Annotated in this window: 20 protein-coding genes; 6 read left to right on the plus strand and 14 right to left on the minus strand. The window is 65.1% G+C overall.

Annotation, left to right across the window (positions count from 1 at the left end; translation table 11 throughout):
• The 3 genes from JaAD80_RS06930 to JaAD80_RS06940 form a co-directional block, all read left to right on the plus strand.
• A partial coding sequence (locus JaAD80_RS06930; protein WP_102293501.1) for a FecR domain-containing protein occupies positions 1-724 on the plus strand: 724 nt, incomplete at its 5' end.
• Between the two features lie 92 nt (positions 725-816).
• Complete coding sequence (locus JaAD80_RS06935; RefSeq protein ID WP_102293502.1) at positions 817-3,291, plus strand: TonB-dependent siderophore receptor; 2,475 nt, start codon at positions 817-819, stop codon at positions 3,289-3,291.
• Entirely contained in the window at positions 3,291-4,505 is a 1,215-nt protein-coding gene (locus tag JaAD80_RS06940) for a PepSY domain-containing protein (protein WP_102293503.1), read from the plus strand. The genes JaAD80_RS06935 and JaAD80_RS06940 overlap by 1 nt, the downstream gene beginning before the upstream one ends.
• Here JaAD80_RS06940 and JaAD80_RS06945 read toward each other — a convergent pair.
• Together JaAD80_RS06945 and JaAD80_RS06950 are read right to left on the minus strand one after the other, a co-directional pair.
• Positions 4,494-5,051 (minus strand): RNA 2'-phosphotransferase, encoded by a 558-nt coding sequence (locus JaAD80_RS06945; RefSeq protein WP_102293504.1) that lies wholly within the window; start codon positions 5,049-5,051, stop codon positions 4,494-4,496. The two genes, JaAD80_RS06940 and JaAD80_RS06945, sit on opposite strands and share 12 nt — an antisense overlap.
• A gap of 17 nt (positions 5,052-5,068) precedes the next feature.
• The gene (locus JaAD80_RS06950) at positions 5,069-7,147 is read right to left on the minus strand and encodes a TonB-dependent receptor (protein WP_102293505.1); all 2,079 of its coding nucleotides are present in this window, start codon (positions 7,145-7,147) and stop codon (positions 5,069-5,071) included.
• A 131-nt stretch (positions 7,148-7,278) separates the two neighbouring features.
• Here JaAD80_RS06950 and JaAD80_RS06955 point away from each other — a divergent pair, with 131 nt between their 5' ends.
• The gene (locus tag JaAD80_RS06955) at positions 7,279-8,505 is read left to right on the plus strand and encodes a response regulator (RefSeq protein ID WP_102293506.1); all 1,227 of its coding nucleotides are present in this window, start codon (positions 7,279-7,281) and stop codon (positions 8,503-8,505) included.
• On the opposite strand, the gene JaAD80_RS06960 is transcribed toward JaAD80_RS06955, so the two are convergent.
• Together JaAD80_RS06960 and JaAD80_RS06965 are read right to left on the minus strand one after the other, a co-directional pair.
• Positions 8,490-8,870: an immunity 22 family protein gene (locus JaAD80_RS06960; RefSeq protein ID WP_102293507.1), complete on the minus strand. Its 381-nt coding sequence runs from the start codon at positions 8,868-8,870 to the stop codon at positions 8,490-8,492. The genes JaAD80_RS06955 and JaAD80_RS06960 overlap by 16 nt on opposite strands.
• Positions 8,871-8,872: 2 nt before the next feature.
• Positions 8,873-11,566: a polysaccharide deacetylase family protein gene (locus JaAD80_RS06965; RefSeq protein WP_102293508.1), complete on the minus strand. Its 2,694-nt coding sequence runs from the start codon at positions 11,564-11,566 to the stop codon at positions 8,873-8,875.
• A gap of 161 nt (positions 11,567-11,727) precedes the next feature.
• Here JaAD80_RS06965 and JaAD80_RS31385 point away from each other — a divergent pair, with 161 nt between their 5' ends.
• On the plus strand, positions 11,728-11,850 hold the full coding sequence (locus tag JaAD80_RS31385; protein WP_255206395.1) for a hypothetical protein: 123 nt from the start codon (positions 11,728-11,730) through the stop codon (positions 11,848-11,850).
• Positions 11,851-11,872: 22 nt separating this feature from the next.
• Here the strand turns inward: JaAD80_RS31385 and JaAD80_RS06970 are convergent, their stop codons facing one another.
• From JaAD80_RS06970 to JaAD80_RS07005, 8 genes are read right to left on the minus strand one after another with little or no spacing between them, the layout of a single operon-like run.
• The gene (locus JaAD80_RS06970) at positions 11,873-12,937 is read right to left on the minus strand and encodes an ABC transporter substrate-binding protein (protein WP_180979330.1); all 1,065 of its coding nucleotides are present in this window, start codon (positions 12,935-12,937) and stop codon (positions 11,873-11,875) included.
• Positions 12,938-12,985: 48 nt separating this feature from the next.
• The gene (locus tag JaAD80_RS06975; protein ID WP_102293510.1) at positions 12,986-14,044 is read right to left on the minus strand and encodes an ABC transporter substrate-binding protein; all 1,059 of its coding nucleotides are present in this window, start codon (positions 14,042-14,044) and stop codon (positions 12,986-12,988) included.
• A gap of 39 nt (positions 14,045-14,083) precedes the next feature.
• Positions 14,084-14,980: an ABC transporter ATP-binding protein gene (locus tag JaAD80_RS06980; RefSeq protein WP_102293511.1), complete on the minus strand. Its 897-nt coding sequence runs from the start codon at positions 14,978-14,980 to the stop codon at positions 14,084-14,086.
• The gene (locus tag JaAD80_RS06985) at positions 14,977-16,245 is read right to left on the minus strand and encodes an MFS transporter (RefSeq protein ID WP_146012284.1); all 1,269 of its coding nucleotides are present in this window, start codon (positions 16,243-16,245) and stop codon (positions 14,977-14,979) included. The genes JaAD80_RS06980 and JaAD80_RS06985 overlap by 4 nt, the downstream gene beginning before the upstream one ends.
• A gap of 4 nt (positions 16,246-16,249) precedes the next feature.
• Positions 16,250-17,014, minus strand: coding sequence for an ABC transporter permease (locus JaAD80_RS06990; RefSeq protein WP_102293513.1), 765 nt, complete (start codon positions 17,012-17,014; stop codon positions 16,250-16,252).
• Complete coding sequence (locus JaAD80_RS06995) at positions 17,011-17,871, minus strand: ABC transporter permease (protein ID WP_102293514.1); 861 nt, start codon at positions 17,869-17,871, stop codon at positions 17,011-17,013. Before JaAD80_RS06995 ends, JaAD80_RS06990 begins: the two co-directional genes overlap by 4 nt.
• Positions 17,868-18,941 (minus strand): ABC transporter substrate-binding protein, encoded by a 1,074-nt coding sequence (locus JaAD80_RS07000; protein WP_102293515.1) that lies wholly within the window; start codon positions 18,939-18,941, stop codon positions 17,868-17,870. Before JaAD80_RS07000 ends, JaAD80_RS06995 begins: the two co-directional genes overlap by 4 nt.
• 22 nt (positions 18,942-18,963) lie before the next feature.
• Positions 18,964-19,713: a class II aldolase/adducin family protein gene (locus JaAD80_RS07005; protein WP_102293534.1), complete on the minus strand. Its 750-nt coding sequence runs from the start codon at positions 19,711-19,713 to the stop codon at positions 18,964-18,966.
• A gap of 260 nt (positions 19,714-19,973) precedes the next feature.
• On the opposite strand from JaAD80_RS07005, the gene JaAD80_RS07010 reads away from it, so the two are divergent.
• Positions 19,974-21,026: an ABC transporter substrate-binding protein gene (locus JaAD80_RS07010; RefSeq protein WP_102293516.1), complete on the plus strand. Its 1,053-nt coding sequence runs from the start codon at positions 19,974-19,976 to the stop codon at positions 21,024-21,026.
• Positions 21,027-21,141: 115 nt separating this feature from the next.
• Here the strand turns inward: JaAD80_RS07010 and JaAD80_RS07015 are convergent, their stop codons facing one another.
• On the minus strand, positions 21,142-23,514 hold the full coding sequence (locus JaAD80_RS07015) for a TonB-dependent receptor (protein ID WP_102293517.1): 2,373 nt from the start codon (positions 23,512-23,514) through the stop codon (positions 21,142-21,144).
• A 222-nt stretch (positions 23,515-23,736) separates the two neighbouring features.
• Positions 23,737-24,891 carry an LLM class flavin-dependent oxidoreductase gene (locus JaAD80_RS07020; RefSeq protein ID WP_102293518.1) on the minus strand — a complete coding sequence of 385 codons (1,155 nt, stop codon included), beginning with the start codon at positions 24,889-24,891 and terminating at the stop codon, positions 23,737-23,739.
• Positions 24,892-24,908: the final 17 nt, after the last annotated feature.

The raw sequence follows: 24,908 nt of genomic DNA on the forward strand, positions 1-24,908 counted from the left end.
GCAGCTGCTGGGCCTGATCGCGGCCGGCGGCGGCACGGCCCTGCTGGGACACGAAACGGGCCTGTGGCAGCGCGTCAGTAGCGACCATCGCACGGCAGTGGGCGAGACGCGCGCCATCGTGCTGGCCGACGGCACGCAAGTGGTGCTCGACACGGCCAGCGCCATCGACGTACGCTACAGCGCCGGCGAACGGCGCATCGTGCTGCGTGCGGGCGCCATCCTCGTCACCAGCGCGCATGAAACGGCGCCCGTGTACCGTGCGCTGCTGGTGGAAACGCCGCACGGCACGGCCACGGCGCTGGGCACGCGCTTTTCCGTGCGCATCGAAGACGGCGCCAGCCAGGTCGCCGTGTTCCAGGGCGCCGTGGCGCTGCGCCCATCGCAGGACGGCGCCACGCCAGTGCGGCTGCAGGCGGGCCAGCGCGCCGGTTACACGCGCCATGCCGTGCAGGCAGTGACGGGCGTGGAAGACAACGCCGCCGCCTGGACCCAGGGCAGCCTGGTGGCCGAGCGCATGCGGCTGGACGCGCTGCTGGCCGAACTGGGCCGTTACCGCCATGGCGTGCTGCGCTGCGACGCGGCCGTCGCCGGACTGCGCGTGACGGGCGTGTTTTCCTTGCGCGACACGGACCGCTCGCTGGCCAACCTGGCTGCCAGCCTGCCCGTGCAAGTGCGCTACCGCACGCGCTACTGGGTCGGCGTGGGTCCGCGCCCCGCCGCCTGAAAAATAAATGAAAAAAAGTTGAGGGTTTTGGCGTTTCGTTCGGAATACGGGAAGAAGCGATTTTTTCCCGCCACTTTCCAAGGATTTGCACCATGCCTCCTCGCCTGACCGCACCCGCGCGCAAACTGCGCCCGTTTCCCCTCGCCGCCGCCATCCAAGCCCTGTTCCTGGCTGGCGTCGCCGTGGGCAGCATGGCAATCACCGCCACCACAGCCCACGCGCAGACGGCTGGCAATGCGCAAACCAAGCGCCCGTACGCGATACCCGCCGGACCGCTGGAGCGCGCCTTGACCACGTTTGCCAGCGCGGCCGGCGTGGAACTGTCGGCCGACGCGGCGCTGTTGCACGGCAAGCGCAGCGGCGGCCTGGCGGGCAGCTACACGGTACGCCAGGGTTTCGAGGAACTGCTGCGCGGCCAGGGCGTGCGCCTGGTGGACGGCGCCGACGGCGCATATGCGCTGCGGGCGGCAATGGAAGCGACAACAGCGCCGGCAGGCACGCCGGGCCAGGCCAGCGCCACCCTGCCCGCCATCACCATCAATGCCAGCAGCGAACGCGAAACGGCGATCGGACCCGTGCGCGGCTACGTGGCACGGCGCGCCGCCTCGGCCACCAAGACCGACACGGCCCTGAAGGAAAACCCGCAGTCCGTTTCCGTCGTCACGGCCGATGAAATCAGCGACCGCAATGCCGAATCGCTCGATGAAACCCTGCGCTACACGGCCGGCGTGACGCCGAACCAGCGCCCGCTGGGCAGCGACGACTCCTCGCTGCTGCGCGGCTTTACCATCGAGACGAATGGCATCCTGCAGGATGGCTTGCGCAATTCGGGCCGCACCTTTGGCGCCTCGATCGAACCGTATGGGCTGGAACGCCTGGAAGTGCTGCGCGGCCCCGCCTCGGTGCTGTACGGGCAGATTCCACCGGGCGGCATGGTCAACGCCGTCAGCAAGCGTCCCAGCGCGGACGCCGTGCACGAAGTTGGCGTGGAATACGGCAGCTACCAGCGCCGCCAGCTGAAAGCGGACGTGGGCGGCGTGCTGGACGCCCCAGGCGCGTGGACTTACCGGGTCGTCATGCTGGGCCGAGAAGCCCATACGCGGCTGGACCGCGACCGCGACAACCGCCTGTACTTCGCTCCCTCGCTGACGTGGCAGGCCGGCCCCGCCACGCGGCTGACCCTGCTGGCCCGCTACGAGCAGGACAACCAGCAGTACGCGTTTCCCAACCAGCTGCTGGTGCCTGGCCCGCGCGGCCAGGTCGACCCGCGCGTCAACCTGATGGGTGACGATAACCGCTTCAAGCGCCGCAATACCATGCTGGGATACGAGTTCGAGCATCAATTCAACGATACCTGGTCGCTGCGCCAGAATCTGCGCTACACGCGCCTGAAGAACGACCGCACGGACATGTTTCCCGGAAGCCTGAACGACGATGGCACGGTGGAGCGCTATTTCATGCCTGTCGATACGGCCTCGAAAAGCCTGTTCGCCGATACGCAGCTTCAGGCGCGGTTCGCCACCGGCGGCCTGGTGCACCAGGTGCTGCTGGGCGTCGACTACGCGAATATCCGCAACACGGACGACTACCGCCACCAGAAGGGTTTTATCGAACCGATCGACCTGTACCAGCCCGTGTATGGCAAGCAGCCGCTGATCCCTGCCAAGGCGCCGACCCGCGCCAGCGCACCGTCGCGCCAGCTGGGCCTGTATGCGCAGGATCAGTTGAAATGGGACCGCTGGGTGGTCACGGCCGGCCTGCGTCGCGACAAGGCCACGCAGTCGCGCGACGTCACGGACCTCAATACCGGCGCCGTCAAACCCGACTTCCACCAGTCGCCTTCAGCCACCACGGGCCGCGTGGGCGCCGTCTACCTGTTCGATGGCGGCTGGGCGCCGTATGTTAGCTACGCCACCTCGTTCTCGCCCGAACTGGGCATCACGGCCAACGGCGACGCCTTGAAACCGTCGCGCGGCAAGCAGTTCGAAGCGGGGATCCGTTATGAACCCGTGGGCCAGCGCGCCAGCTACACGGCGGCAGTGTTCGACCTGGTGCGCGACAACGTCACCACCTCCGACATCGGCAACCCGGGCCGCCTGCAGCAAACGGGGAAAGTCGGTTCGCGCGGCGTGGAACTGGAAGCGCGCACGGAGTTCGCCAGCCGCCTGAGCCTGATCGCCCAGTACACCTATCTGGATACGGAAGTCAGGAAGAGCAATAACGGCGACCTGGGCCTGCAACAAGCGGGGGCGCCGCGCCACAGCGCCTCGGCCTGGGCGCGCCAGTCGTTCAACCTGGGTACGGCACTGCCCGCGTATGCGGCGCTGGGCATGCGTTTTCTCGGCGCCATGCGCTCGAACTCCGACGGCGAAAACCTCAACATCCGCAATGGCGGCATCACGCAGTGGGACGCGGCGCTGGGCGCGTCGCGCGGGCCGTGGCAATTTTCCCTCAACGTCAACAATGTGCTGAACAAGCAGACGCTGTATGACTGCGGCTACCTGCCGAACCTGTGCTACCGCAATGCGGAACGCACGGCCAATGTCAGCGCCATGTACCGCTTCTGATGCCATCGTTGCAAGTTCGGCCGGCATTGGCGGCGCTGCACCGCTATGCCGGCCTGCTGATGGCCGGCTTCCTTATCGTCGCCGGCGTGACGGGCAGCGCGCTCGCGTGGAAAGATGAACTGGAGGCAGCCATGCTGCCCGCCGTCTTCCGCGCCGCGCCGCCCACACCGGGCGCGGCGCCGCTCGACGCCCTGCTGCTGCGCGAGACGATCGCCGCGCGCTTTCCCCAGGCGCAGGTCAGCTATGCGCCGCTGTCGACGCCACAAGGCCACAGCATGGTGTTTTACCTGCGCCAGTCTGGCGACGTACCGCTGGCCAGCGACGAGGTGTTCGTCAATCCCTACACGGGCGCGTTACTTGGCCAGCGGCGCTGGGGCGAGATCAGCCAGGGCGCGATCAACCTGCTGCCCTTCATCGAGCGCCTGCATTACGCGCTGGCGCTGGGCGACACGGGCTTGCTGGTGTTTGGCCTGGTCGCCATCGTATGGAGCATCGACTGCTTCATCGGCGCCGCCCTCACCTTCCCCGCACTCTTGAAAAAACGCGCGCCGGGCACGAAACCGTGGCTGCTGCGCTGGCGCCCGTCCTGGCTGCTGCGCCGCCATGGCGGCAGCTATAAACTCGTATTCGACCTGCACCGCGCGGGCGGCCTGTGGCTGTGGGCCATGCTGCTGGTGTTTGCGTGGAGCGGCGTCGCCTTCAACCTGTACGGCGCCTATGCGGCCGTCATGCATCCGCTGTTTGCCCACCAGGGTGCCGAGGAGATCGTCGCGCAGCACACGCCGTCGCCGGGGCCGCCGCTGGACTGGCCAGCGGCCCGCGCGCAGGGCCGCCAGTTGATGGACGCGCTGGCGCGCCAGCACGCATTTTCCATCATCGAGGAAAACGCGCTGGCGTATGAACGCGCACTGGGCGTGTACAGCTACAACGTGCGCAGCAGCCGCGACGTGCGCGCCCACAAAGGCTTGACCACGGTCTTTTTCGACGCGGCCAGCGGCCGGCAACTGGCCGCCTGGCTGCCCACGGGCGCGGCCAGCGGCGACACCATCCGCAGCTGGATCAGCGCCCTGCACATGGCCTCGATGTGGGGCTGGCCCTTCAAGCTGTTCATCTGCGCCATGGGCCTGCTGGTGGCGGGCCTGAGCGTGACGGGCGTGCTGATCTGGCGCCGCAAGCGCCAGGGCAAAGCGAAGGCCAGGGCGCTAAGCCACTAGGCACGGAAAGCCGATGAATGCCACGGGCACGGCATCGGCCAGCCACACGCCATTGTCCGCCAGGTAAAACACGTGGCCCTGCGCCTGCATGGCGGCCGCGTCCACCGTCAGCACGACGGGCTTGCCATGGCGCGCGCCGACGCCTACGGCCGTTTCGCGGTTGCTGGACAGGTGCACATGGTTGCGCGAGCCGGGCAGCAAGCCGCCGGCGCGGATCGCGTCGACAAAGCGGCTGGCCGTGCCGTGGTACAGCACGGCCGGTGGCGTGGCGGGCGGCAGAGCGATATCGACGGCGGCCAAGGAGTGGCCCTGGTTGGCGCGGATGCGCAAGCCGTCGCCGCTGATGGCGTAGCGCGTCTTGCTGTCGCGCGCCACCACCTCGTCCAATTGTTCACGAGAAAGGCGGCGGCCATGTCGGGCCGATTGCACCAGCAGCTGGCCGATGTCGGCCCAGCCGTGTGGATCGAGCGCCAGGCCGATTTTCTCGGGCGAGTGGCGCAGGATGAGGGAAAGGAATTTGCTGGTTTGTACTAAATTATCGCTCATGCCACAGTGTAGCCTTGTCAGAAAGCATACGCCAGGCTCAGGCGCACGGAACGCGGTTCGACCGGATGGAAATGCCGGTCATTCACGCCCTCTGCCGCTTCGCCCGGCAGGCGCGAAGCATAGTAGTAATCGATGTCGCTGGCGCGCTTGTCGAACAGGTTGAACACGTCGAGCGAGACCCGCGTCTTGCGGTTCAGCTGGTAGGCCACCCGCGCATACGCCAGTGTGGTCGAGGCGGAGCGCACGCTATTGTCCTCGATCAAGGGACGGGGGCCGAAGTAGCGCAGCTGGAAGGCGCCCGACCATGGGCCCTGGTCCGTCACGGTCACGCCGAACGACGCCACCTTGTCGATCGAGCCGGGTATATAGTTGCCGGCAGGGTCGTTTTCCGCGTAGCGCGAGCGCGAAGCGGCCAGGTCCAGGTCGAACAGCAGCCACGGCGCGGCAATATAGTGATTGTTCCACTCGATGCCGTGGCGGCGGCTGGTGCGGCTGGCCTCCGTCTCGCCCGCGTCGCCGACGAACAGCAGCTCCGAGGCAATGTCGAGGCGCCACAGGGCCAGCGAGCTTTGCAAGCCCGGCAGCCATTCCGTGCGCGCGCCCAATTCCATGCCCTTGGTCGGCACCAGCGGCGTCACGGGCGTGGAAGCTGCGCCGTCCGGCAGGCGCGTCTGCGTCGTGCCGCGCGCGTCGTTGCTGTGGAAGCCCTTGCCGTAGTTCACGAAAAACTCCGTCTTGCTCCATGGCCCAAAAATCAAGGACAGTTTCGGCGACACCACGTGGTCGTTCGCCGTGCCGCTGTTACCCTCGATACTGCTGGCCACATTGAAACGGTAGGCGTCATAGCGCAAGCCCGCCACCGAACGCAGCCACGGCAGCCATTGCAGCGTGTTTTCGCCATACAGGCCGACGCTGCTCTCGCGCACCCGGTCTTCGCGCACCGTGCTGTGGCGGATGCGCTCCACCGTGTTGTACAGGCCCACGGGCGACAAGCGGTCGAAACGCGCCTGCACGCCCAGCTTGTTGCGCATGGCCAGGCCCGCCAACTCGGTGGTCCAGCTTTCGCTGGCGTTGACGCCCGCCACCGTGCGCCGCTCGCTTTGCTGGAACTGGTCGCCCTGTTGCGCATCGGCGAGGAAATACGTGAAATCGCTGTTGAGTTCCAGCTGCGAGCGGATCACGTAGGCATCGAATTCAAACAGGCGGTTCTGCGTGCGCTTGCGCATGGCATACGACAGGCTGTAGCGCGAGGTGTCGCCGCCATCGCTGGGCGCCAGGCTGCCAAAGCGGCCGATCAGGCCGGACTCCACGGCCCGCAGCGGCACCTGGTCGGTGGCGTTCCAGCTGTTTTTATACGCCATGCCCGTCACGCTGAACCCGTCGTCTTGCGTGCCCTGGCTATAGCGCAGCACGCCGCTATACTTGCGCACGCTCTCCGGCACGTCCCACGGACCGTTGTTGCGGTTCATTTCCAGGCCGAACAGCAAGGTGCCAGGTCCCGCATCAAGCGAATCGGCCACCACGCCGCGCAGATAACCGTGCTGGCCGATGGACAGGCTGGCCTGGCCCTGCGGCAACTTGTCGGCCAGGCGGATGCGGGCGCTGCCTGCCGAAGCGAAGTCGCCTTCGCCGGCGAAATACGGCCCCTTCTTGTAGTCGATGCGCTGTACCAGTTCGGGAATGAGGAAATTGAGGTCGGAATAGCCTTGTCCATGCGCATGCGTGCGCATGTTGACGGGCATGCCGTCCACATAGGTGGCGAAATCCGTTCCATGGTCGAGATTAAAGCCGCGCAAAAAATACTGATTGGCCTTGCCGTCGCCGCTGTGCTGCGTGACGATCAGCCCGGGCACGAATTCCAGCAGTTCACCCGTGCGCAAGGCGGGCCGGTTGACAATCAATTCAGTAGTGATGACGCCCTGGCTGGCCGCATCCGAGGTGCCGACAGCGTTATCGTAGTGGCCCGCCACGCGCACCGTACGCGACTCGTCGTCAGCCGGTGCCGCCGCATCTGCGCCTTGCGCCAGGGCCTGGCGCCCCACGCTCAACAATGCAAAGGCACAAGCTGCCACCCGTTTGCTTTTTATCAATCGCATCGCGTCTCCAGTTTTTATGATGTCAGTACGGGCCACTGGCCTGCTTACACCCCAGTACAGCCTATCCGATATATACGCGAACGGATAGCGTCCCGGATTCAGCCTTTTTTGCAAAAACAAAGGAACGCATCGTGGACCTGAGCGACAGCGCCGGCAAGACAAGGAAAACCGTGGCCGCCGCCGTGCGCAAGCGCGACGTGCTGCCCTACATCCTGCTGTTCATCCTGCTGGCCGGGCTGCTGGCCGTGCTGGCGGGTGCCATGCTGCCGCCCTACTACCACGCCGTTCCGGCCCTGCTGTGGAGCCTGGGTTTTTGCGTCAGCGGCATGCTGCTGGGCTTTTTGTTCGGCATCCCCCGCACCCTGCCTTCGGGCACCGTCAACATGGCGCCGCCCGAGGACCGGGGCAACGGCAAGAGCCGTGCCACGGACGATACCTCCGCCGCCCCCGGCAATGCAGATACGAATGCGGCCACCTCCAGCAATACCCTGTTCCTCGGCACGCCCACGCCCATGGAAATCAATTCCAACCTGGTGGAAGTGTCCGACTGGCTGACGAAAATCATTGTCGGCGTGGGCTTGATCGAACTCAAAAGCCTGCCTGGCAGCGCGCGCAGCATGGCCGCCTTCATCGCCCCCAGCCTGGCCACGGACACGCCAACGGCCATGGCCGTGGTGGGCGGCATCATGCTGTTCTTTTCCGTGCATGGTTTCCTGATCGGCTATTTGCTCACGCGCATTTATCTCTCCATCATGATCAAGCGCGCGGACAGCCTCGTGAAAAACGAGTCCGTACGCCTGGAAAGCGGCAAGGAAATCGAAGTGACGGAACTGAGCCGCTTGCAGCAAAAGTCGCTCGACGACATGCAGGAAGCCGTCACCCAGCTGCTGCTGGCCCATCCGCCGGACGGTGGCGCCGTCACGGCCCTGGCCGGCATGCCAACGGCGCAAAAGCCCGCCAGCCTGGTGCTGTGGCTGGACGACCACCCGCGCAACAATACCTTGCTGGTGGAACAGCTGGAACGGGACAATATCAAGGTGGACCAGGCCGTGTCGACGCGGCAGGCGCTGGCCATGCTGCAGCGCCGGCACTATGCGCTGCTGATCACGGACATGGCGCGCATGGAAAACGGGCGGCGCATCATGGATGCGGGCGTACGCACGGTACACGAAGTGCGCCAGGCCCAGCCAACACTACCCATCATCGTGTATTGCAGCAAGGATACGGTGGCCAGCTACGGCACGGAAGCGGAAGCGGCCGGCGCCCGCTTCATCACCACCTCGGGCACCAGTTTGCTGGCCACGGTCAACAAGCTGGTGCAAGAAGAGCGCCAGGACGGCGATCAGTCGACGCAGTAACAGTAGCTGCCCACGTGGCGCAGCGAGCTGCGCTCGGGATGCGCCAGCTGATTCGGTGCAAACACGCAGACGGCCGTGTCGGCCAGCAAGTGTTGCCCATCCGCGTCCGCGCACGCCTGCGCCAGCCAGCTGTCGGGATACGACACGCCATCGAGCAATTGCGCCAGCGGGGCCGGCGACGCCAGCATGGCACTTTCAAAACAGGCAGGCTCATAGTGCGTGAGCCCCGTTTCCACGAAGAATGGCGACGGCACGGCATCGCCATCTTCCGTGTACGCGGGCGACAAATATGCCTGCAGCGCTTCCCAGCTGGCGAAGCGCCCGCTGCAGGCAAACACGTGGACGACAGGCAAGCTGTTGCCCACGCTTACAGCTTCTCCATCTTTTGCCGCACGGTGGGCGCCATCGAAGCCGTCGGCGCCAGTTCCAGATACGTCTTGTACGCCGCCTTGGCCTTGGCGGCATCGCCGGCCTTGGCATAGGCGTCGCCCAGGTTCAGGTAGGCAATGGCGCGCGACGGGTCCATCTTGACGGTGTTTTCAAACCAGCGGGCCGCTTCGCGGTATTTTTCCTGCTTGTAGAAAACAAAGCCCAGGTTGTTGGCCGCCAGCGCGAAGTCGGGACGCAGTTTCAGCGCTTCCGTAAATTGCGCTTCCGCCTGCGCATACTGTTTCTCCTTGTACAGCTGCAAGCCGCGGTCGTTGGCCCGCTGCGCCAGCTGGCGTGCCGAAGTGGGCACGGCGCCCGGCGTGACGATCTTCTGTTCGCCCCCCTGCAAGTCCTTCACCGTCACGCTGGCGGTGGCCGGCTTGGCGTCCAGCTTGCTGTTCAGGGCGATGGCTTCCGTCGACAGTTGCGCCGTGTTCGGGCTGAGGAATTCCGTCTCGCCTGGCAATTCAAAGACGAAATCCCCCCCTTCCGAACCAGGCAAGCTGCCAAACGCGGGGGTCTGGTTCGATACGCTGGAGACGGCCGGCGCCACGTAGGCGGCCAGTTCCGTCGCCGTGATGAGGCCGTCGCCGTTCAGATCGCCCTTGCCCGCCAGGCCTTGCAGCAAGGTCCACGTAAACACGGAATGGCCGTTCGGCCCGCCGTCGGCCACCAGCTGGTCGCCGCCGCCCGCCGTCAGCATTTGCCGGCCGATGCGCTTGGCGTTGTCTCGCAGGAAAGAGCTGGAACCGGCGCCGCGCGTCAGGCCCAGGCCGCTGTAACAGGCATCCATGACAAAGAACGCATGCTTGGCCGTCAGGGACTCCGCGATATTCTGGATTTCCGTCATCGGTATCGCATCCGTGGCGAACTGGTCCGGGTCGGAATCGACGGGCACGATGTAGCCGAGGTCGCGCCCCGAACTGAGCTTGCGCGTGGCGCCGTGGCCGGCGAAAAACACGAAGATGCGGTCATTCTTTTGCACGCCGCCATGCGCCAGCTTGTCGTGGAAGGCGGCCAAGATGTTGTTGCGCGTCGCTTCGCCATTCTTCAGCGTCACGACCCTTTCGGGCGCAAAGGCGAATTTCTCGATCAGGGTTTCGCGGATGCCCTGCGCGTCGCGCACCGCATACTGCAGTTTCGGCCACTTGGCATAATCGTCGATGCCGATCACCACGGCCCAGGAATTGGCGTAGCCGGTGGTGACGGGCACTTTTTCCGGCGCAGGCGCCGTGCTTTTCGCCACCTGGAAACTCGTGCCATCCCAGCCAGCGAATTGATAGCCTTCGGCGATCAGCTTGTCCAGCACGGCCGGCAAGGCCTTTACCGTGCGTTCATGGATGTCATGGAACAGGATGATGCCGCGCCCCGCCTTGTCGACGGAGGCCAGCACCCGGTTGGTGATCGAACTGGGCACGGGGTCGGCCCAGTCCAGCGAATCGATATTCCACATCACGGATTTCAAATGCGCATCGGCCAGCGCGGCCATGCCTTCGCTGTTGCGCGCGCCATACGGGAAGCGGAACAGCGCGGCCCGTTCGGGGCTGATGGCTTTTAATAAAGTGTCGGTGCCGAGGATTTCGCCTTTCAGCTTGTCGCCCGTCTGCTTGGATAACTGTGCATGGCTGAAACTGTGGTTGCCCACGGCATAGCCCTCTTTCATCAGCTTGCGGCTCACTTCCGCGCCCGCGTTCAGCTTGGCGTGGCCTTCCGCGTCGAGCGATCCAAGGTTGCGGCCCACGTTGAAGAACACGGCCGGCACGCCATACTGTTTCAGGATGGCGCTGATTTCTTCCGTGTAGCGGCGGTGCGGGCCGTCGTCAAAGGTCAGCACGATGGTTTTCTTCGGCAAGCCCAGGCCGAAGATTTCCGCTTCCTCTTTCTTTGGCACGGGCTTGGCTTCGGGTACAGAACCGGCCGGGGGCACGGCATACGGCACGACAATGCCGTTTTCCTTCAGAATCTGTTCGCGGCTGTAGAGCTTTTTCAGCTGCGCCACGTAATCGTCCCACCGTTCGCGCTTGAGTTCGATGGCGCGCTGGCCCAGGTTGCCGAAGATTTGCCGGATTTCCTTCTCGTAATTGCGCTCGATCTCGCCCAGCGCCTCGAGGTCTTCGGAAATGCGCTTGTGCAGCTTGATGGCCGGCAAGGACGAGTCCTTCGCCACGTCGGCCAGCATGCTTTGCAGCAGCTCGCGGAACGCCAGGCGATCCGCGTCGTACAGGCCGGGATCGGATTCGATATACGTCAATAAAGTGTCGAGCGCTTCGAAGCGGCCAGGATTGGTGGGCGCCGTCAGCTGGTCGAGCGCCGCATCGAGCCTGGCGATGCGTTCCTGGTTTTCATGGAACAGCGCCTGCCCCACCTTGCGCGCTTCGTCGCGCGCCCCTTCCGGCAAGCTTTGTTCGTCGGCCAGCAGCACGATGATCTTGCGGAAATTGGCCAGCAAGTCGCGGAACTGGGCGGCCACGGCGGCCGTGTCGGCTGCGCCCTGCGGCGTGGCGGCTGGCTGGCCGGCGCCGGACGCGGGCGGCGTCGCCGTGGCGGCGGAACGCGTGTACGTATAAATGCCGGCGCCAGCGGCGAGTGCCACGACAACGGTGGCGGCGATCTTGAGCGGCTTGGAAGTCACAGGCTTGTCATTCCCTTCACATACTATGCATAAAATTCGATGGCGCCGAAGCGCGGTATGCATAATTGTAGAGCACGCTTGGCAAAATGCTCATCCCGCACGGTGAATTTGAGCAATAATACGGCCGCAAGCCTCAGAATGAAGTGAAAACAGGAAAGACGATGCACAAGAAACTCTGCGCCGCGGCGCTGATGCTGGGCGTGGCCCTGATGCTGCTGCAACTGCGCGCGCATGCGGGTGATGACGTGATCAATGTGGCGGGACGCGTGTGCCTGCCGCACTGAGCCACGCGACCACCTTCCTGCACTACACCTTGGCCGGTTCCCAGTAATTGCCCAGACCCAGCTTTTTCAAGCCAGCCGCGACAAAACGCGGTTCCAGCAACTCTTCCGCCGTCAGTGGCTGGCGGATCAGCTTTTGTTCCTGCGCAAACGCCAGCACCCGGCGGTAATGCCGGTAGACGGCGTCGTCGTACAGGGGCGACCAGCGCTCCTTCCACTGCAAGCCCGGATCGTCGTAGCTGCGCCTTACCACGCTGTCGGGTGTGCCGTTGCGCGTGCCATCCTTGATGATCGCCTCGCGGTTGCCATCGAGCGCCGCCCAGTGCTGGGCCCGCAGCCAGGCTACGGCCACCAGTTCCGCGATGTCGGGATGGGCTTGCGTAAAGTCGCGGCGGGCCCATAGTTCCGCCCGCATTTTGCGTTCCGGCAAACCCTTGCTGGACCAGATGATGCGGCCGATGCCCTTGTCTTCCAGCGGATAGCCATTGATCATGAACAAGGCATCGACGGCGCCCGTGGCCAGCGCAGCCGTGCCAGGCTTCAAATCCATATTGATCAAGCGAAAATCCGTGGGCGACATGCGCTGGTCGGCGATCAGCTGGCGCAAGCCCAGTTCCCACGGCCGGCCCCGGTGCACGCTGATGCGCTTGCCCTTCAGGTCGGCCAAAGAGGTGGCGCGCGAACTGGTGGGCACCAGCAGGAACTGGTCCGTGCCCCGCCCCGCCGGCACGATCACCTGCGTGCGCACGCCGCCCGCGTTGAGGATGACGGACGGCAAATCGCCGTACGCGGCCATGTCGATGCGCCCGCTGGCGAAGGCCTCGTTCATGGTCGCGCCCGTGTCACCCGTGACGGGCAGCCATTCCAGCCGCACGCCCCGTTGCCTGAGTTCACGTGCCAGCCAGCCTTCCTGCTGCACCCGGTAAGCGATGCCGCCCAGTTCCGCCTTGCCGTTTTCCGCAAAGCCCGTCGAGGCGATGCGCAGGGCCGCCAGCGGTGCCCCTGCCCCTTTTGCTGTCGACACTGCCGACACTGCCTGTCCCGCCAGGGGCAGCAAGGCCAGCCCTCCCATCAGCGTACGTCGCCGCATTGCATTCTCCTCATCATCAAGCATGGCCACTGTTGACGTGCTTCCCGCTCAAGCCGCCCGGCGCGTCTGCGCCAGCGCCACCTCAAACGGACGGGGATCGATCCAGGCGCGCACGTCGACCTTGCTGGGCAGGAAGTTCCAGCGGAACAGGAAATCGCTGAAATCCTGCAAGCCGGCGACCGACGTTTCCGCCAGGTCCGTGTCCAGACGCAGATGCGCATCCTTGCCGTAGGCCACTTGCACCCAGTGCTCGCTGGCATTCGATTCGCGCGCCAGGAAACGTCGCGTCTCGTCCGCGTGACCGCGTGCCCACGCTTCGGCCCGCAGCACCTGGTCGACCAGGGTCACAGCGGAATTGAAATGGTTGTCGAGCAGGTGCGCGTCAACGCTCAAGGTGCGCGGCGTGCCATTGTTGGCACGGATCAAGGGTTCCGGATGGATGCCCGTATCGATCACCGTGTGCAAGCCGAACTGCTGCGCCAGCTGCGCGGCCGAAGCGCCTTTCAGGAAGATGGCATCCACCTCGCCCCGCAACAGTCCCAGCAATTCCGGGCTTTGGCCGCCGCGCCGCGCGCCGCTAAAAAGATTCGTTGCCGCGCCCTTCTCCGGCGGCGTTTCGCTCTGGCCCGTGTTGACCACATAATCGACCAGTTCCACGTCAGCAACCGCCAGCCCTTCCAGGCTCAGGGCGTTTTCCAGCCCCCGCAAGGCTTGCGCGCGCGCAAAGTCGATCTGCGCCCTGGCCCACAGGGGCAAGCCGAAACGCCGCCCCTTCAAGTCGCGCACCGTCTGGATGCCGCTGCCAGGCAAGGTCAGTATCAGCTGGGTTTCATCCGACCACGACAGGCCGATGACGCGCGTTTCGCGTCCCGCCGCGCGGGCCCACAGGGCGGGAATATTGCCGCCGTGCCGTACGGAATTTTGCAGGGTATGGTCGAAATGCGATTCGCGCACGGCTTCCTGGTCCGACTCGCGCAAGGAGCGCAAGCTGGTGCCGTCGGCGCGCAGGGCATCTTCCAGCCATCCCTGCTGCAGAGAAATTCCCAGGCCCGTCGGGACGGGGCAGCGCGTGTACCACAGGGTGTCGAGTGCGTTGTTATTGCTCATCGTGTATCTCCAGAGTGGGTGAACCGGTCAAAAAGGAAACTACAGCGCCATCCTGCGCGCCCATTCATTGCCATCCCACAAGCTGCTGGGGTGTTCTTCCTGCGCCACGGGCGCGTTCGACTCGTCGAGGTCGCTGAAATCCGCATGCAGACCATCGCGGATGGCAACAAAACCAGCCGAACCGCGCTGGCGCGGGTGGGCCAGAGGCACCTCCTGCACCCGGCGCACCTTGCCGGGGCGCGCGTCGAGCACGACGATGCGGTCGGCCAGGTAGACGGCTTCATCGATGTCATGCGTGACCATCACCATGGTGATGCCCTCGTCCTGCCACAAACGGCGCAGTTCTTGCTGCAAACGCAAGCGGGTCAGCGCGTCGAGCGCGCCCAGCGGTTCGTCCAGCAGCAGCACGTCGGGCCGCCCGACGAGGGCGCGGGCAATCGCCGCCCGCTGCGACATGCCGCCGGATAACTGATGCGGATAGGCATCCGCATAGCCGTCGAGGCCCACGCGCGCGATTTCCGCCGCCACGCGGGCATCGCGCTCGGCCAGCGGCACCTTGGTATTGCTGAAGGCCACGGCCACGTTCTGCTGCACCGTCAGCCACGGGAACAGGCGGTGGTCCTGGAACACGAGACCCCGGCGTAGATCGGTGCCACGAATCGGCACGCCGTCATGCAACAGCAAGCCCGTGTGATCCGTGTCCAGGCCTGCCAGCAGGCGCAGCAAGGTGGACTTGCCGCAGCCCGAGGCGCCCACGATGGCAACGAATTCGCCCGGTGCGATGGTCAGCGCAATATCCTCGAGCACGGGCAGCGGCGCGCCTTTCAGCGCAAACGACTTGCTCACGTGCTGCACCTGCAAGCCGCCGCTCAGGTGCTGCTTGTGCGGCGACAGGGCTGAAGGAGACAAGGCCGAAGGAGAAACGAAATCATTCATGGCGCACTCTCTGAGGTTGGGGCGAGGGAAGAAACGGCGGCGGGCGGCGCCCGGCGCAGCCAGCGGCTGCAGTGGAACACCAGCCAGGCGGCCAGCCAGGGAGCCAGCCAGATCAGAAACACATTGCGCAAGCCCGTCAGGTCGGCCAGGCGGCCCGCCGCCAGCGCGCCGGCCGTGCCGCCGACCATGCCGAACAGGGTCAGATGGGCCGAGACCCTGGCCTTGTCGACGGGCGCGCGGGCGATATTGTCCGTATTGACGAGGTTATTCACGCCCAGGCCCAGGCCCAGCAGCACGGAGGCGGCCAGGTAGGCGATACTGCTGGGCCACAAGCCGAGGATCAGCAAGGCAGCCATGATGGCCAGGTGCGCGCCAGCGTACAGCTGCGCGCGGTAGCTGCTGGCCAGCACAAATTGCCCCAGGAACAGCAGCACCAGCACGCAGCTCAGTCCCTGCACGGCCATCAGCCAGACGGCGTGATGCGCAGGCCAGTGCAGCACGCGGATGGCCAGCAAGATGGAAAACACGCCCACACTGGAGGCCGTGAAGCTGGCGAGTATCTCGAACAGATACGTGGTGCGCACGATGGGCAGGCGCAGCAGTTCGCCCAGGCTGGCGGCGCCGGGCACGCCAGCATGTGCTGCGTGCTTGCGCGGTGACGTACTGCTCGGTAAAGTACTGTTGGGTAATACGTGCCAGCCCAGCACGGCCAGGATGGCGAACATCAGGGCCGAGATCAAAAATCCCGCTTTCAGGCCCAGCTGCGCGATCAGATAATTGCCGCACAAGGGTCCGAGGAACTGCATGCCGAGGATCAAGGTTCCCTTGTACCAGCCCGCCTTGCCCTGCCCCAGTTCCGGCAGGCGCACGAGAAACACGGTGCTCATGGCAACGATGCGCAGGGAAATGCACAGCCCTACCAAAAACATCAGCAGGGCCACCCATTGCCAGCCGGGCAGCCACGGCAGCACGCAAAAAGCCAGCGCCAGGCTCAGGCTGACACAAGCATACAAATGCCTGGGGTTGCCGCGCGACAGAATGTAGCCAGCCGGTATGGTACCGAGCGCCATGGCCAGGGTTTCCGCGCTGCTGATCGCGGCCAGCTGGAAGTTGCTCACGTGCAGATGCAAGCCCAGCAAGGTGGCCAGCACCTTGTTCATGCCGATGGTCACGCCGGACAACAAGGTCAGGCCGATAAAGCGCAGCAAGAAGGCGCGCAGTTCTCCTTCTCGGGCGCTGATGGCCGCGTCTACGGTCAATGGCAACGATTCACTCACTGCTGCGCCCCTTCACCAGCAGGCGCGCCAGACGCGCAAACGCCACGTTCATCGCTTGCGCCAGCAGCGCAATCACGAGCACGGCCAGCAGGACGACGTCCATGCGGCCCGATACTTCGCCATTGAGCAGCAAGGAACCCATGCCGGGGCCGGCTGAAAACAGCAGTTCGCCGCCCAGGCACGCGAGCCAGGCAAACGCCAGCGCATGCGTGACGCCCGTGACAATGGCCGGCATGGCGCCCGGCAACAGAATCTGGCGCAGTGTCTGCCAGCGCGTCAGGGTCAGCACCTGCCCCACTTCGCGCAAGCGCCCTTCCACCTGGCGCATGCCCGCATAGGTGTTGAGCACGGTGGGATAAAAGGCGGCGATGGCGATCACCAGCAGCTTGGCGCCGTCGCCATTGCCTACCCACAAGCCCAGCAACGGTATCAGGCCCAGCAACGGTACCTGGCGGATGCTGTGGAACAGCGGGCCGATGAGCCTATCCGCCAGCGGCGACTGCGCCATCAGCGCCCCCGTGACGATGCCGGCGCTGCCGCCCAGCAGCAAGCCGGCCAGGGTGCGGCCCAGGCTGGCGCGCAGATGCACCCACAGCTCACCCGTCAAGACCAGGTCGCGCAAGCTGTACGCCAGGTCGCCCAAGGAGACAAAAATGTAGGCGGCGGCCGCGCCTTGGCCGGAAGCCCATTGCCAGGCTCCCAGCAAGGCCAGCGGCAGCAGCGCGCCCTTGAAGATCAGTATCAGACGCTGCTTCATTTGGACTCCCCACCGCGTTTCCAGCGCATCAGCCGCGCTTCCAGCGCATGGCAAAGCCGGTCCAGCCCAAAGCCGATGACGCCCGTCAGCACCACGCCCACCATCACCACGTCGAGGCGGAACATTTGCCGGCCCATTTCCATCATCTGCCCCAGGCCGCTGTCGGCGGCCAGCAATTCCGCGCCTACCAGCACCATCCACGAACGCGACAGGGCGATGCGCATGCCAGTCAGCGCGGCCGGCACGATGGCGGGCAAGACGATCAGGCGGATGCGCTGCCAGCGCGAGAAGCAATACACTTGCGCCACCTCGAAGTAACGCGCAGACAAGTTGCGGATGGCGTCATGCACGGCCAGCGCGACGATAAAGAAACTGGCCTTGGCAACAATAAACACCTTGAAACTCTCGCCTATGCCGAACAGCAAGATAAACAGGGGAATCAGGGCCACGGTCGGCAGCTGGCGCAAGACATTGAACGTGGGATCGACATAGCTGCGCAAGCCAGGAGACAGACCCAGCAAGACGCCAAACGCCAGGCCAACACTGGCGCCCAGGCCGAATCCGGCCAGCAGGCGGAACAGGCTGATGCCCAGGTGCTGGCCCAGTTCGCCGCTCTCGGCCAGGTCGCGGGCCGTCAGCAGCACTTGCCATGGCGACATCAATATGTGCGCGGGCATCCACTCGAACGTGGTGGCCGCCGTCCACAACAGCAGCAAGGCGAGCGGCGACGCCCAGACGGACCAGGGCGAGCGGATAAAGCGCCGCAGCCATGGCGTGCGTGCGGCCGCCGCTGGCGCCGGCGGGTGCTGCTTGCGCTGGGCGCGCGGCAAGGCAATGGCGTTGACGATGGAACTCATGGCGTCCAGTAAGTTTGCAATTTCAGCTGCGCCAGCGCCTGGTTGACGAACTGCGGCGCGAACAGGCTGTCCACTTGCAGGGGCCGCGCGATCAGGCCCGCGCTCTTTGCGTATGCCGCCTCGCCCACATAATGCTGGCGCAAACTGGCCGTAAACAACGGCGACCAGCGCGCCTGCCACGGCGTATGGTCGCCCGCCAGTTCACGCCGCACCACGCTTTCCACCTGGCCCGCCGCCGCCTCGGTGCGCACATATTCGTCTTCGCCGCCGGCGCCGGCAGCGCGGTGGTGCTCGCGCACATAGGCTGTGACCACCAGCTGGGCCAGTTGCGGATAGCTTTTCAGGAAACCGCTGTCGGCCCACAGCTCGGCGCGCATCTTCCAGTCCTGCGGCGGCGCCTTGCTGGACCAGATGATCTTGCCGACCTTTTTATCTTCCAGCAGGAATGCGTCGCTGAGGGTAAAAAAGGCGTCCGCGCCGCCCGTCGCCACGGCCGCCGCGCCCGCCTGCGGATTGAGGTTGAGGATTTTCACATCGCGCAGGCTCATGCCATTGGCTTCCAGCAGGCGCGCGAACGGGTATTCCCACGGCCGGCCCCGGTGCAAGGCGATCTTCTTGCCTTTCAGGTCCTTGATCGATTTCGCCGTGGAACCGTTCGGCACCACCAGGTAGGTATTGTTGGCGCTGCCGCCCGGCAAAATCAGCCGCGTCTGCAAGCCCGAGGCATTGGCGATAATCGAAGGCAAGTCGCCATACTGGGCCAGGTCGATCGAGTGGTTGGCAAACGCCTCGTTGACCTGTGTCGCCACCGAATTGGTGGTGACAGGCACCCATTCCAGCTTCACGCCCAGCTTGCCCAGCTCGGCCGCCAGCCAGCCTTGTGACGCCACCTGGGCGGCCGAACCGGCAAACACGGTCTTGCCGGACGGCGCCGTGCGCGCCACGACGGCGATGCGCACGGCGGCCGGCAATGGCTCGGCCGCCGCCGCGATGGCTGGCGCCAGCAGGCTGGCTGCCAGGGCGCTGGCGAATATTTTGCGCCAGTTCACACGTAAGAATTGCAATGACATCGTGGGCCTGTTCTTGAAAGGGTTACACCAGGTCGGTGGCAGGTAACAAAGACAGCGCGCGCGCAGTGTCGATCAGCTTGCTCATCTTCCATTGCTGCAGCAGCACGCCGGGTCCGAAGTCGCGCGAGCCGCCGATGGCTTCGGCCGCGATCTGGATTTTTGCCCCCTCTTCCAGCAGCAGGATGAATTCGGCCAGCTTCAGCAAGCCCTGCTTGCCCCACACGGTGGCGCCGCCGTTCGCTTCCAGGATGGCCGTGGCATGCGTGTTGCGGGCGATTTCACCGAGGATGAAATCGACTTCCGGCTGGCGGCGGTCGATATAGATGGGGATTTCGCGGATCAGCTGGAAGCGCTGCACGGGCACGTAGCGGATCGGCAGCGTGCGGTGCGTCTGTGCCCAGGCGCCCAGGGAGGGCGAATGCACGTGCGAAATCGACGTCACTTCCGGCCGCTCGCGGAACAGTTTCAGATAACGCGCGCCGCCGTTGTTGGCGTCGCCCACGATCACCGTGCCATCGAGCGCCAGCACGGCCGCCTTCAGCGGCTGGCCGCGACGGAACGGCCCCGGATCGTTGACCACCACCACCTTGTCGCCGCCAGGGGTGCGCTCGACAAAGCCCACCGTGCCGTTGGCCGTCAGGCTGCCCGTCTCGCGCAAGCCATCGAAGGCCGTCTGCGCATCGCGCCGCACCTGCTCCACGAAGGCCAGTTCGGCCGCCGTCAATTCCTGCGCCAGTACTTGTTGTGCTTCCGCTTGTGCCACGTCCGTCATGTCATGCTCCATTCTTTGGGGTTGAGGTTGGGGTCAGTCCTGCCTCTACTTTCGCAAGACGCGTGCCAGCGCTGGCACCGGGGAAATGCTGGAGCGCTGCTGCCTGCGCAACAGCGGCTGCTGGCGTGGCAGCAGTGTTGCGGACGCCCGCTGTCGGCCAGCCAGCACGCGGCGTCCGCAGTCTGACCCGGCGGGCCAGACCCCGGCATCAGGCATGTTTCGTGCAGCGTTCGGTCTTCCTCCCACCACCAAGGAATTCCATGACCACCGCAACATCCCCCGCCGTCGATACCGTCTGGTTCACCCGCTGCCCCGTGCCCACGGCCACGGGCCTGGCATACAAGCTGGGCTGGCTGGACGAAGAATTCGCCCGCGACGGCATCGCCCTGAAAACCCTGCAGGAAGTGGGCGGTGAACTGGCGCACCATCATTACGACCACGGCCTGTCCACGCTCGTGCGCGAAGGCGGCAACCTGCTGGCCCTGCCCGCCCGCGCGCAGGGAGCGCCGACGCGGCTGATCGGCCTGACCTGGATCGACGAATGGCAAGCCATCCTCGTGCGCCCCGGTTCCGGCATCACGACGCCCGCGCAGCTGCAGGGCAAGCGCCTGGCACTGCCTGCATTTCGCGCCGAGGATTTGCGCGACAACCGGCGCGGACGCAGCATCGCGCGCGGCATGAGCCTGGCCGGCTACAAGGGCGTGCTGGCGTCCGCCGGCCTCACCCTCGACGATGTGCAGCTGGTGGAAGTGGGCGCCGACGCCCAGGCATCCGCCAAGCTAGGCGCGGGCCTGTGGCAAGGCATCGCGCCGCTGCTGCGCGGCGAAGTCGATGCCGTGTACGTCAAAGGCGCGGCGGCGGCCGAGGCGGCCCGCGCGGCGGGGCTGCAAGTGGGCATCGACATTGACGCCCTGCCCAACCGGCGCTTCCGCGTGAATAACGGCACGCCGCGTCCGATCACCGTGCATGCATCCATGCTGGGACAGCATTTCGAACTGGTCGTGCGCTTTCTCACGCAGACCCTGCGCGCCGCGCACTGGGCCCGCAGCCACCAGGCCGAGGTGCTGGCCATCCTGCAGGGCGAGACGCGGGCCGGCGCCGATGCCGTGGCCGAAGCTTATCGGGACGGCTTTCATCTGGCCCTGGCGCCCGACCTGTCCGAGGACAAAGTGGCGCTGTTCCGCCAGCAAAAGAACTTCCAGCTGCAGCATGGTTTTCTCGACCACGACGTGGATATCGATGCGTGGATCGACGGGCGGCCTTTGGCCGAGGCGCAGCGGCGGCTGGAGGCGCTGCTGCGGGTAGCGGCCTAGTTTGGTGTTGTCGGCTTACGCTGCGCTAAGCCGACCTACCGCTGCGTCAAGCCGGCCTACGGGAGAACGCAATGGCCGGCGAGTACGCCGGCCTTTTCACATCAGTCAATCGCCATCAGAACTGCACCGTGTACGACGCCCCCACCGTGCGGCCCTGGCCGATGATGACGGTGTCGCCATTCACGGCACCGGGCACGAAGCTGGTCAGGGTGTGGTTGCGGTAAACCTTGTCGGCCAGGTTGTTCGCATATGCCGTGATCCGGTGCTTGCCGCCCGCGAACACATACGACAGGCGCGCGTTGGCCAGCGCGAAGCCGCCCTGGTTCAGCAAGTCGCGCGCGGCGCTTTGCGGGTCGACATAGTAGAACTGCTTCGACGTGTAGCGCACGTCGCCGCTGAAGACCAGCTGCGCGCCATTGCCCAGCGGGTAGCGGTAGTCGGCCGCCAGCAGGGCTGTCACATGGGGCGAGCGCACGAATTCATTGCCGGAGCGGTCGCCGCCATTGTTCTGGATGGCGAAATCGTCGAATTCCGTGCGCAGCAGGCCGATATTGGCGTTGATGTGCAGGTTGTCCGTCGGCTGCGCCTCGAGCTCGAATTCCGCACCATTCACGTGGGCCTTGCGCACGTTTTGCAGGTAATTGACGCTTTGCGTGGGGTCGCCGTTGTACACGCCCGTGATATTGACTTGCACGTTCTTGTAATCATAGTGAAAAACGTTGGCGTTGAAATTCAAACGCCCATCCAGCCACTCCGACTTGATGCCCGCTTCGAAGGAGTTCAGGGTTTCGGGCTTGACCGTATTGAGCGCCCGCACGTCCGTCGCGCTGGTGTTGTAGCCGCCCGACTTGATGCCATGCGCGTATTTCAGATAGCCGCGCAGGGTGCGGCTGAAACGGTATTCCGGCGTCACATCATAGGTCAGCGCATTCCAGGTGGTCGACGGCTTAGACGTGAAGTTGTTGTTGGCGACCGAGGCGGCCGTGTAATTGCCGCCCTGGACCGTGTTCCACCAGTTGGCCGGGTCGCCGAACGTCACCGTGTTCGATGCGGCCTGCACGCGCCGCAAGTCCAGGTCCTTGGTTTCCGTCGTCCAGCGCAGGCCGAACGTGGACAGGAACTGCTCGCTGAAGTTGACGGTGGTGCTGCCGAAGATGGCCGCGCTGCGCGCCTTGTGCTGATAAATGCTGCGGTTGTAGCCGACGGGTTGCGTGCTGCCCGCCAGCGCCGGCACCGTGCCGTTGGGCAGGCGCGCGCCGGCCGAATCGGAATCGATCTTTTCATTGAAGTAAAACAGGCCGGCCACCCAGCTCACGGCGCCGTTCTGCGGCGACGTCAGGCGCAGTTCCTGCGACACTTGCCGGCTGCTTGCCTTGGAACGGCTGCGCCCCACTTCCAGCGGCGTGTTGTCGCTGTCACCCGTCGCTTCGTTCCTGAAATTTTCATAGCCGGTGATCGACGTCAGGGTCAGCTCGCCCAGTGCGTATTCCAGGTTCAGCTGCGCACCGCCCTGTTGTACGTCGCTGTCGGCCGGCGCGTTCGTGCTCACATCATCCGGGTTGGTACTGGGGATGTAGCCGTTGCGGTAGACGCCATTCGCGCCATAGCTGGCCACCGTGGTGGTGGCACCTTTGGTGGTGTAGTCGCGGTAATGCAGGTTCAGATTGGCCGTCAGGTCGCGGCCAATCAGCGCCTTGAGCTGGCCGCGAATGGCGCTGTCCTTGAGCTTTCCATCGCGCTCGCCCGTAAACTGATTGTGAAAGCGGCCCTTGTCCTGCTGCTCCGTGTGGAAGGACAAGCGCCCCGCCAGCACCTCGTCGACCAGCGCACCGCCGATGGCGCCTTCGGCCAGCTTGGTGTCGTAGCTGCCGTAGTCAAGCTTGGCGTAGCCGCTGGACTTGAACGAAGGCTTGCGCGAAATGACGTTGATGGCGCCGCCCGTCGTGTTCTTGCCCCACAAAGTGCCTTGCGGACCGCGCAGCACTTCCACCCGGTCCAGGTCGAACAGGGGAAAGCCCGTGGCGCTGGAATTGCTGATGTAGACATCGTCGAGGTAAAAGCCGACGGGATTCGGAAAGTCGATCTGCTGCTGGCCCGCACCGACGCCGCGTATCCACCAGCGCGGACGGCCATGCTGCTGCGTGCCGGCCGAGGCGTTCGGCACGTAATTGAGGATTTCGCTGGCCGAGCGGCCGATGCCCGTGTCGAGCAGCTCCTTGCCGCCCAATACCGTGATCGCGCTGGGCACCTTCTGTGCCGATTCCTCGCGCTTTTGCGCCGTCACCGTCACCGATTGCAATGCGGCACCCTCGCCCCCGCCATTCGCGTCGGCCGTGGCTACGGCATCGGCGGCAGGCGTTTCGGCGCAAGCCAGACCGGGGGCAAGCAGCAGGCCGCCGATGGCAAAGGCCGAGCGCAGCGCGCGGCGCACTGGCGTCAAATGAAGAGGAGATGGGAAGAAGGCGGCGGGTGCAGTCGAACGGCGCATGGGTAATTATCCTTGAGTAAAGTCAAAACGCGAGATGGTGATGACTTACATTGCAAGGCGCATGCCCGCTGCCGCAGCGCAGCAAAAGAGAACATAAGTGCTTGATTTTAAAGGAAGGCTATCATGTTGATAGTGCTGTTGATTTGGCAGCAGCGGCAGTGCCGCGTGCTGCCTGCGCGACAGCAGGCGGTGGTCCTGCTGTCGCGGCAACAGGTGTGAAGCTCAGGCGGCGCGCAACAACGCCGATGTATGCCCGCGCACCAGCGGCAGCACTTCTTCGCCTACGCGGTAGGCTTCTTCCAGGTGCGGCGTGCTGGCCAGGATGAAGGCGTCGGCGCCCAGTTGCACCAGTTCGTCCAGGCGTTCGGCCACCTGCTGGTAGCTGCCGACAATGCCCTGCGTCTGGCCGCCGCGCAGCAGGTTGAAGCCCGACCAGATGTTCGGCGCCGTGATCAAGTCCTTGTAGCTGTTCAAGGTGGTCGGACGGTTGCCCCGCTGGCGCGCCGCGCCCACCGAGTCGCCGCCATCGGTGCCGAGGAACTGGCGCAAGATAGCGGGGTCCACGGCGTCAAAACCCTTGCGCACTTCATCCCACGCTTCTTCTTCCGTGGCGCGGGCTACGATGTCGACGCGCACGGCGCACTTGATCTTGCGGCCCAAGAGCGCCGTTTTTTCATGCACGCGGGCGAATTTCTCGCGCAGCTGCTCGAACGGTTCCAGCCACGTCAGGTAGTAATCGGCATGCTTCGAGGCGGAACCGAGGGCCGCGTCGGAGGAGCCGGAAAAATAAATCTCGGGGAAATCCTGCTCCGACAGCGGTGTGGCCAGGCCCGCGTCTTCCACCTGATAGAACTTTCCCTGGTAGGAAAACGGCCCGCCGCGCCACACGCCGCGCACCACGTCGAGAAACTCCGTGGTGCGCGTGTAGCGGTCGTCGTGGCCGGCCGAATCTCCCCACCACAGCTGCGCCGGGCCGCCGCCGCCCGTGATCACGTTGTACAGGGCGCGGCCGCCCGTGGCCCGCTGCAGGCTGGCCGTCATGCGCGCGGCCACCACTGGGTTCAAAAAGCCGGGCTGGAACGGGATCATGAAGCGGAAGGTGCGCGTCTCGCGCGCCAGCAGCGCGGAGATGGCCCACGGTTCGTCCGTCATCGGGAAAGACGGTATCAACCCGCCCTGGAAGCCCGATAGTTCAGCGGCGCGGGCGATTTCCGCCAGGTAGTCGATATAGCTAAAACCGTCGGCGCCGCCGCCACCGAGGCCGGCCTGGCGCAAGTTGTCATTGCCGGGAAACCAGTCGCCGCGAAACGGTGTGCGAGCGCGGTGCGAACTCGGTTCGCCATGCGTGGGGATGCGCCAGAAAAAATCGATTGCCATGTCGTGGTACTCCTTCA

Origin of the sequence: Janthinobacterium sp. AD80 (assembly GCF_002878455.1) — a bacterium.
Taxonomy (GTDB): Bacteria; Pseudomonadota; Gammaproteobacteria; order Burkholderiales; family Burkholderiaceae_D; genus Janthinobacterium.

What these genes read in the sequence shown, in the direction of transcription:
- JaAD80_RS06945 (WP_102293504.1), bottom strand. Translation starts at nt 5,051, where the DNA reads ATGAGCGATAATTTAGTACAAACCAGCAAATTCCTTTCCCTCATCCTG.
- JaAD80_RS06975 (WP_102293510.1), bottom strand. Translation starts at nt 14,044, where the DNA reads ATGAGCAATAACAACGCACTCGACACCCTGTGGTACACGCGCTGCCCC.
- JaAD80_RS07010 (WP_102293516.1), top strand. Translation starts at nt 19,974, where the DNA reads ATGACCACCGCAACATCCCCCGCCGTCGATACCGTCTGGTTCACCCGC.
- JaAD80_RS06990 (WP_102293513.1), bottom strand. Translation starts at nt 17,014, where the DNA reads ATGAAGCAGCGTCTGATACTGATCTTCAAGGGCGCGCTGCTGCCGCTG.
- JaAD80_RS06950 (WP_102293505.1), bottom strand. Translation starts at nt 7,147, where the DNA reads ATGCGATTGATAAAAAGCAAACGGGTGGCAGCTTGTGCCTTTGCATTG.
- JaAD80_RS07020 (WP_102293518.1), bottom strand. Translation starts at nt 24,891, where the DNA reads ATGGCAATCGATTTTTTCTGGCGCATCCCCACGCATGGCGAACCGAGT.
- JaAD80_RS07015 (WP_102293517.1), bottom strand. Translation starts at nt 23,514, where the DNA reads ATGCGCCGTTCGACTGCACCCGCCGCCTTCTTCCCATCTCCTCTTCAT.
- JaAD80_RS07000 (WP_102293515.1), bottom strand. Translation starts at nt 18,941, where the DNA reads ATGTCATTGCAATTCTTACGTGTGAACTGGCGCAAAATATTCGCCAGC.
- JaAD80_RS06980 (WP_102293511.1), bottom strand. Translation starts at nt 14,980, where the DNA reads ATGAATGATTTCGTTTCTCCTTCGGCCTTGTCTCCTTCAGCCCTGTCG.
- JaAD80_RS06995 (WP_102293514.1), bottom strand. Translation starts at nt 17,871, where the DNA reads ATGAGTTCCATCGTCAACGCCATTGCCTTGCCGCGCGCCCAGCGCAAG.
- JaAD80_RS07005 (WP_102293534.1), bottom strand. Translation starts at nt 19,713, where the DNA reads ATGACGGACGTGGCACAAGCGGAAGCACAACAAGTACTGGCGCAGGAA.
- JaAD80_RS31385 (WP_255206395.1), top strand. Translation starts at nt 11,728, where the DNA reads ATGCACAAGAAACTCTGCGCCGCGGCGCTGATGCTGGGCGTGGCCCTG.
- JaAD80_RS06940 (WP_102293503.1), top strand. Translation starts at nt 3,291, where the DNA reads ATGCCATCGTTGCAAGTTCGGCCGGCATTGGCGGCGCTGCACCGCTAT.
- JaAD80_RS06970 (WP_180979330.1), bottom strand. Translation starts at nt 12,937, where the DNA reads ATGCGGCGACGTACGCTGATGGGAGGGCTGGCCTTGCTGCCCCTGGCG.
- JaAD80_RS06935 (WP_102293502.1), top strand. Translation starts at nt 817, where the DNA reads ATGCCTCCTCGCCTGACCGCACCCGCGCGCAAACTGCGCCCGTTTCCC.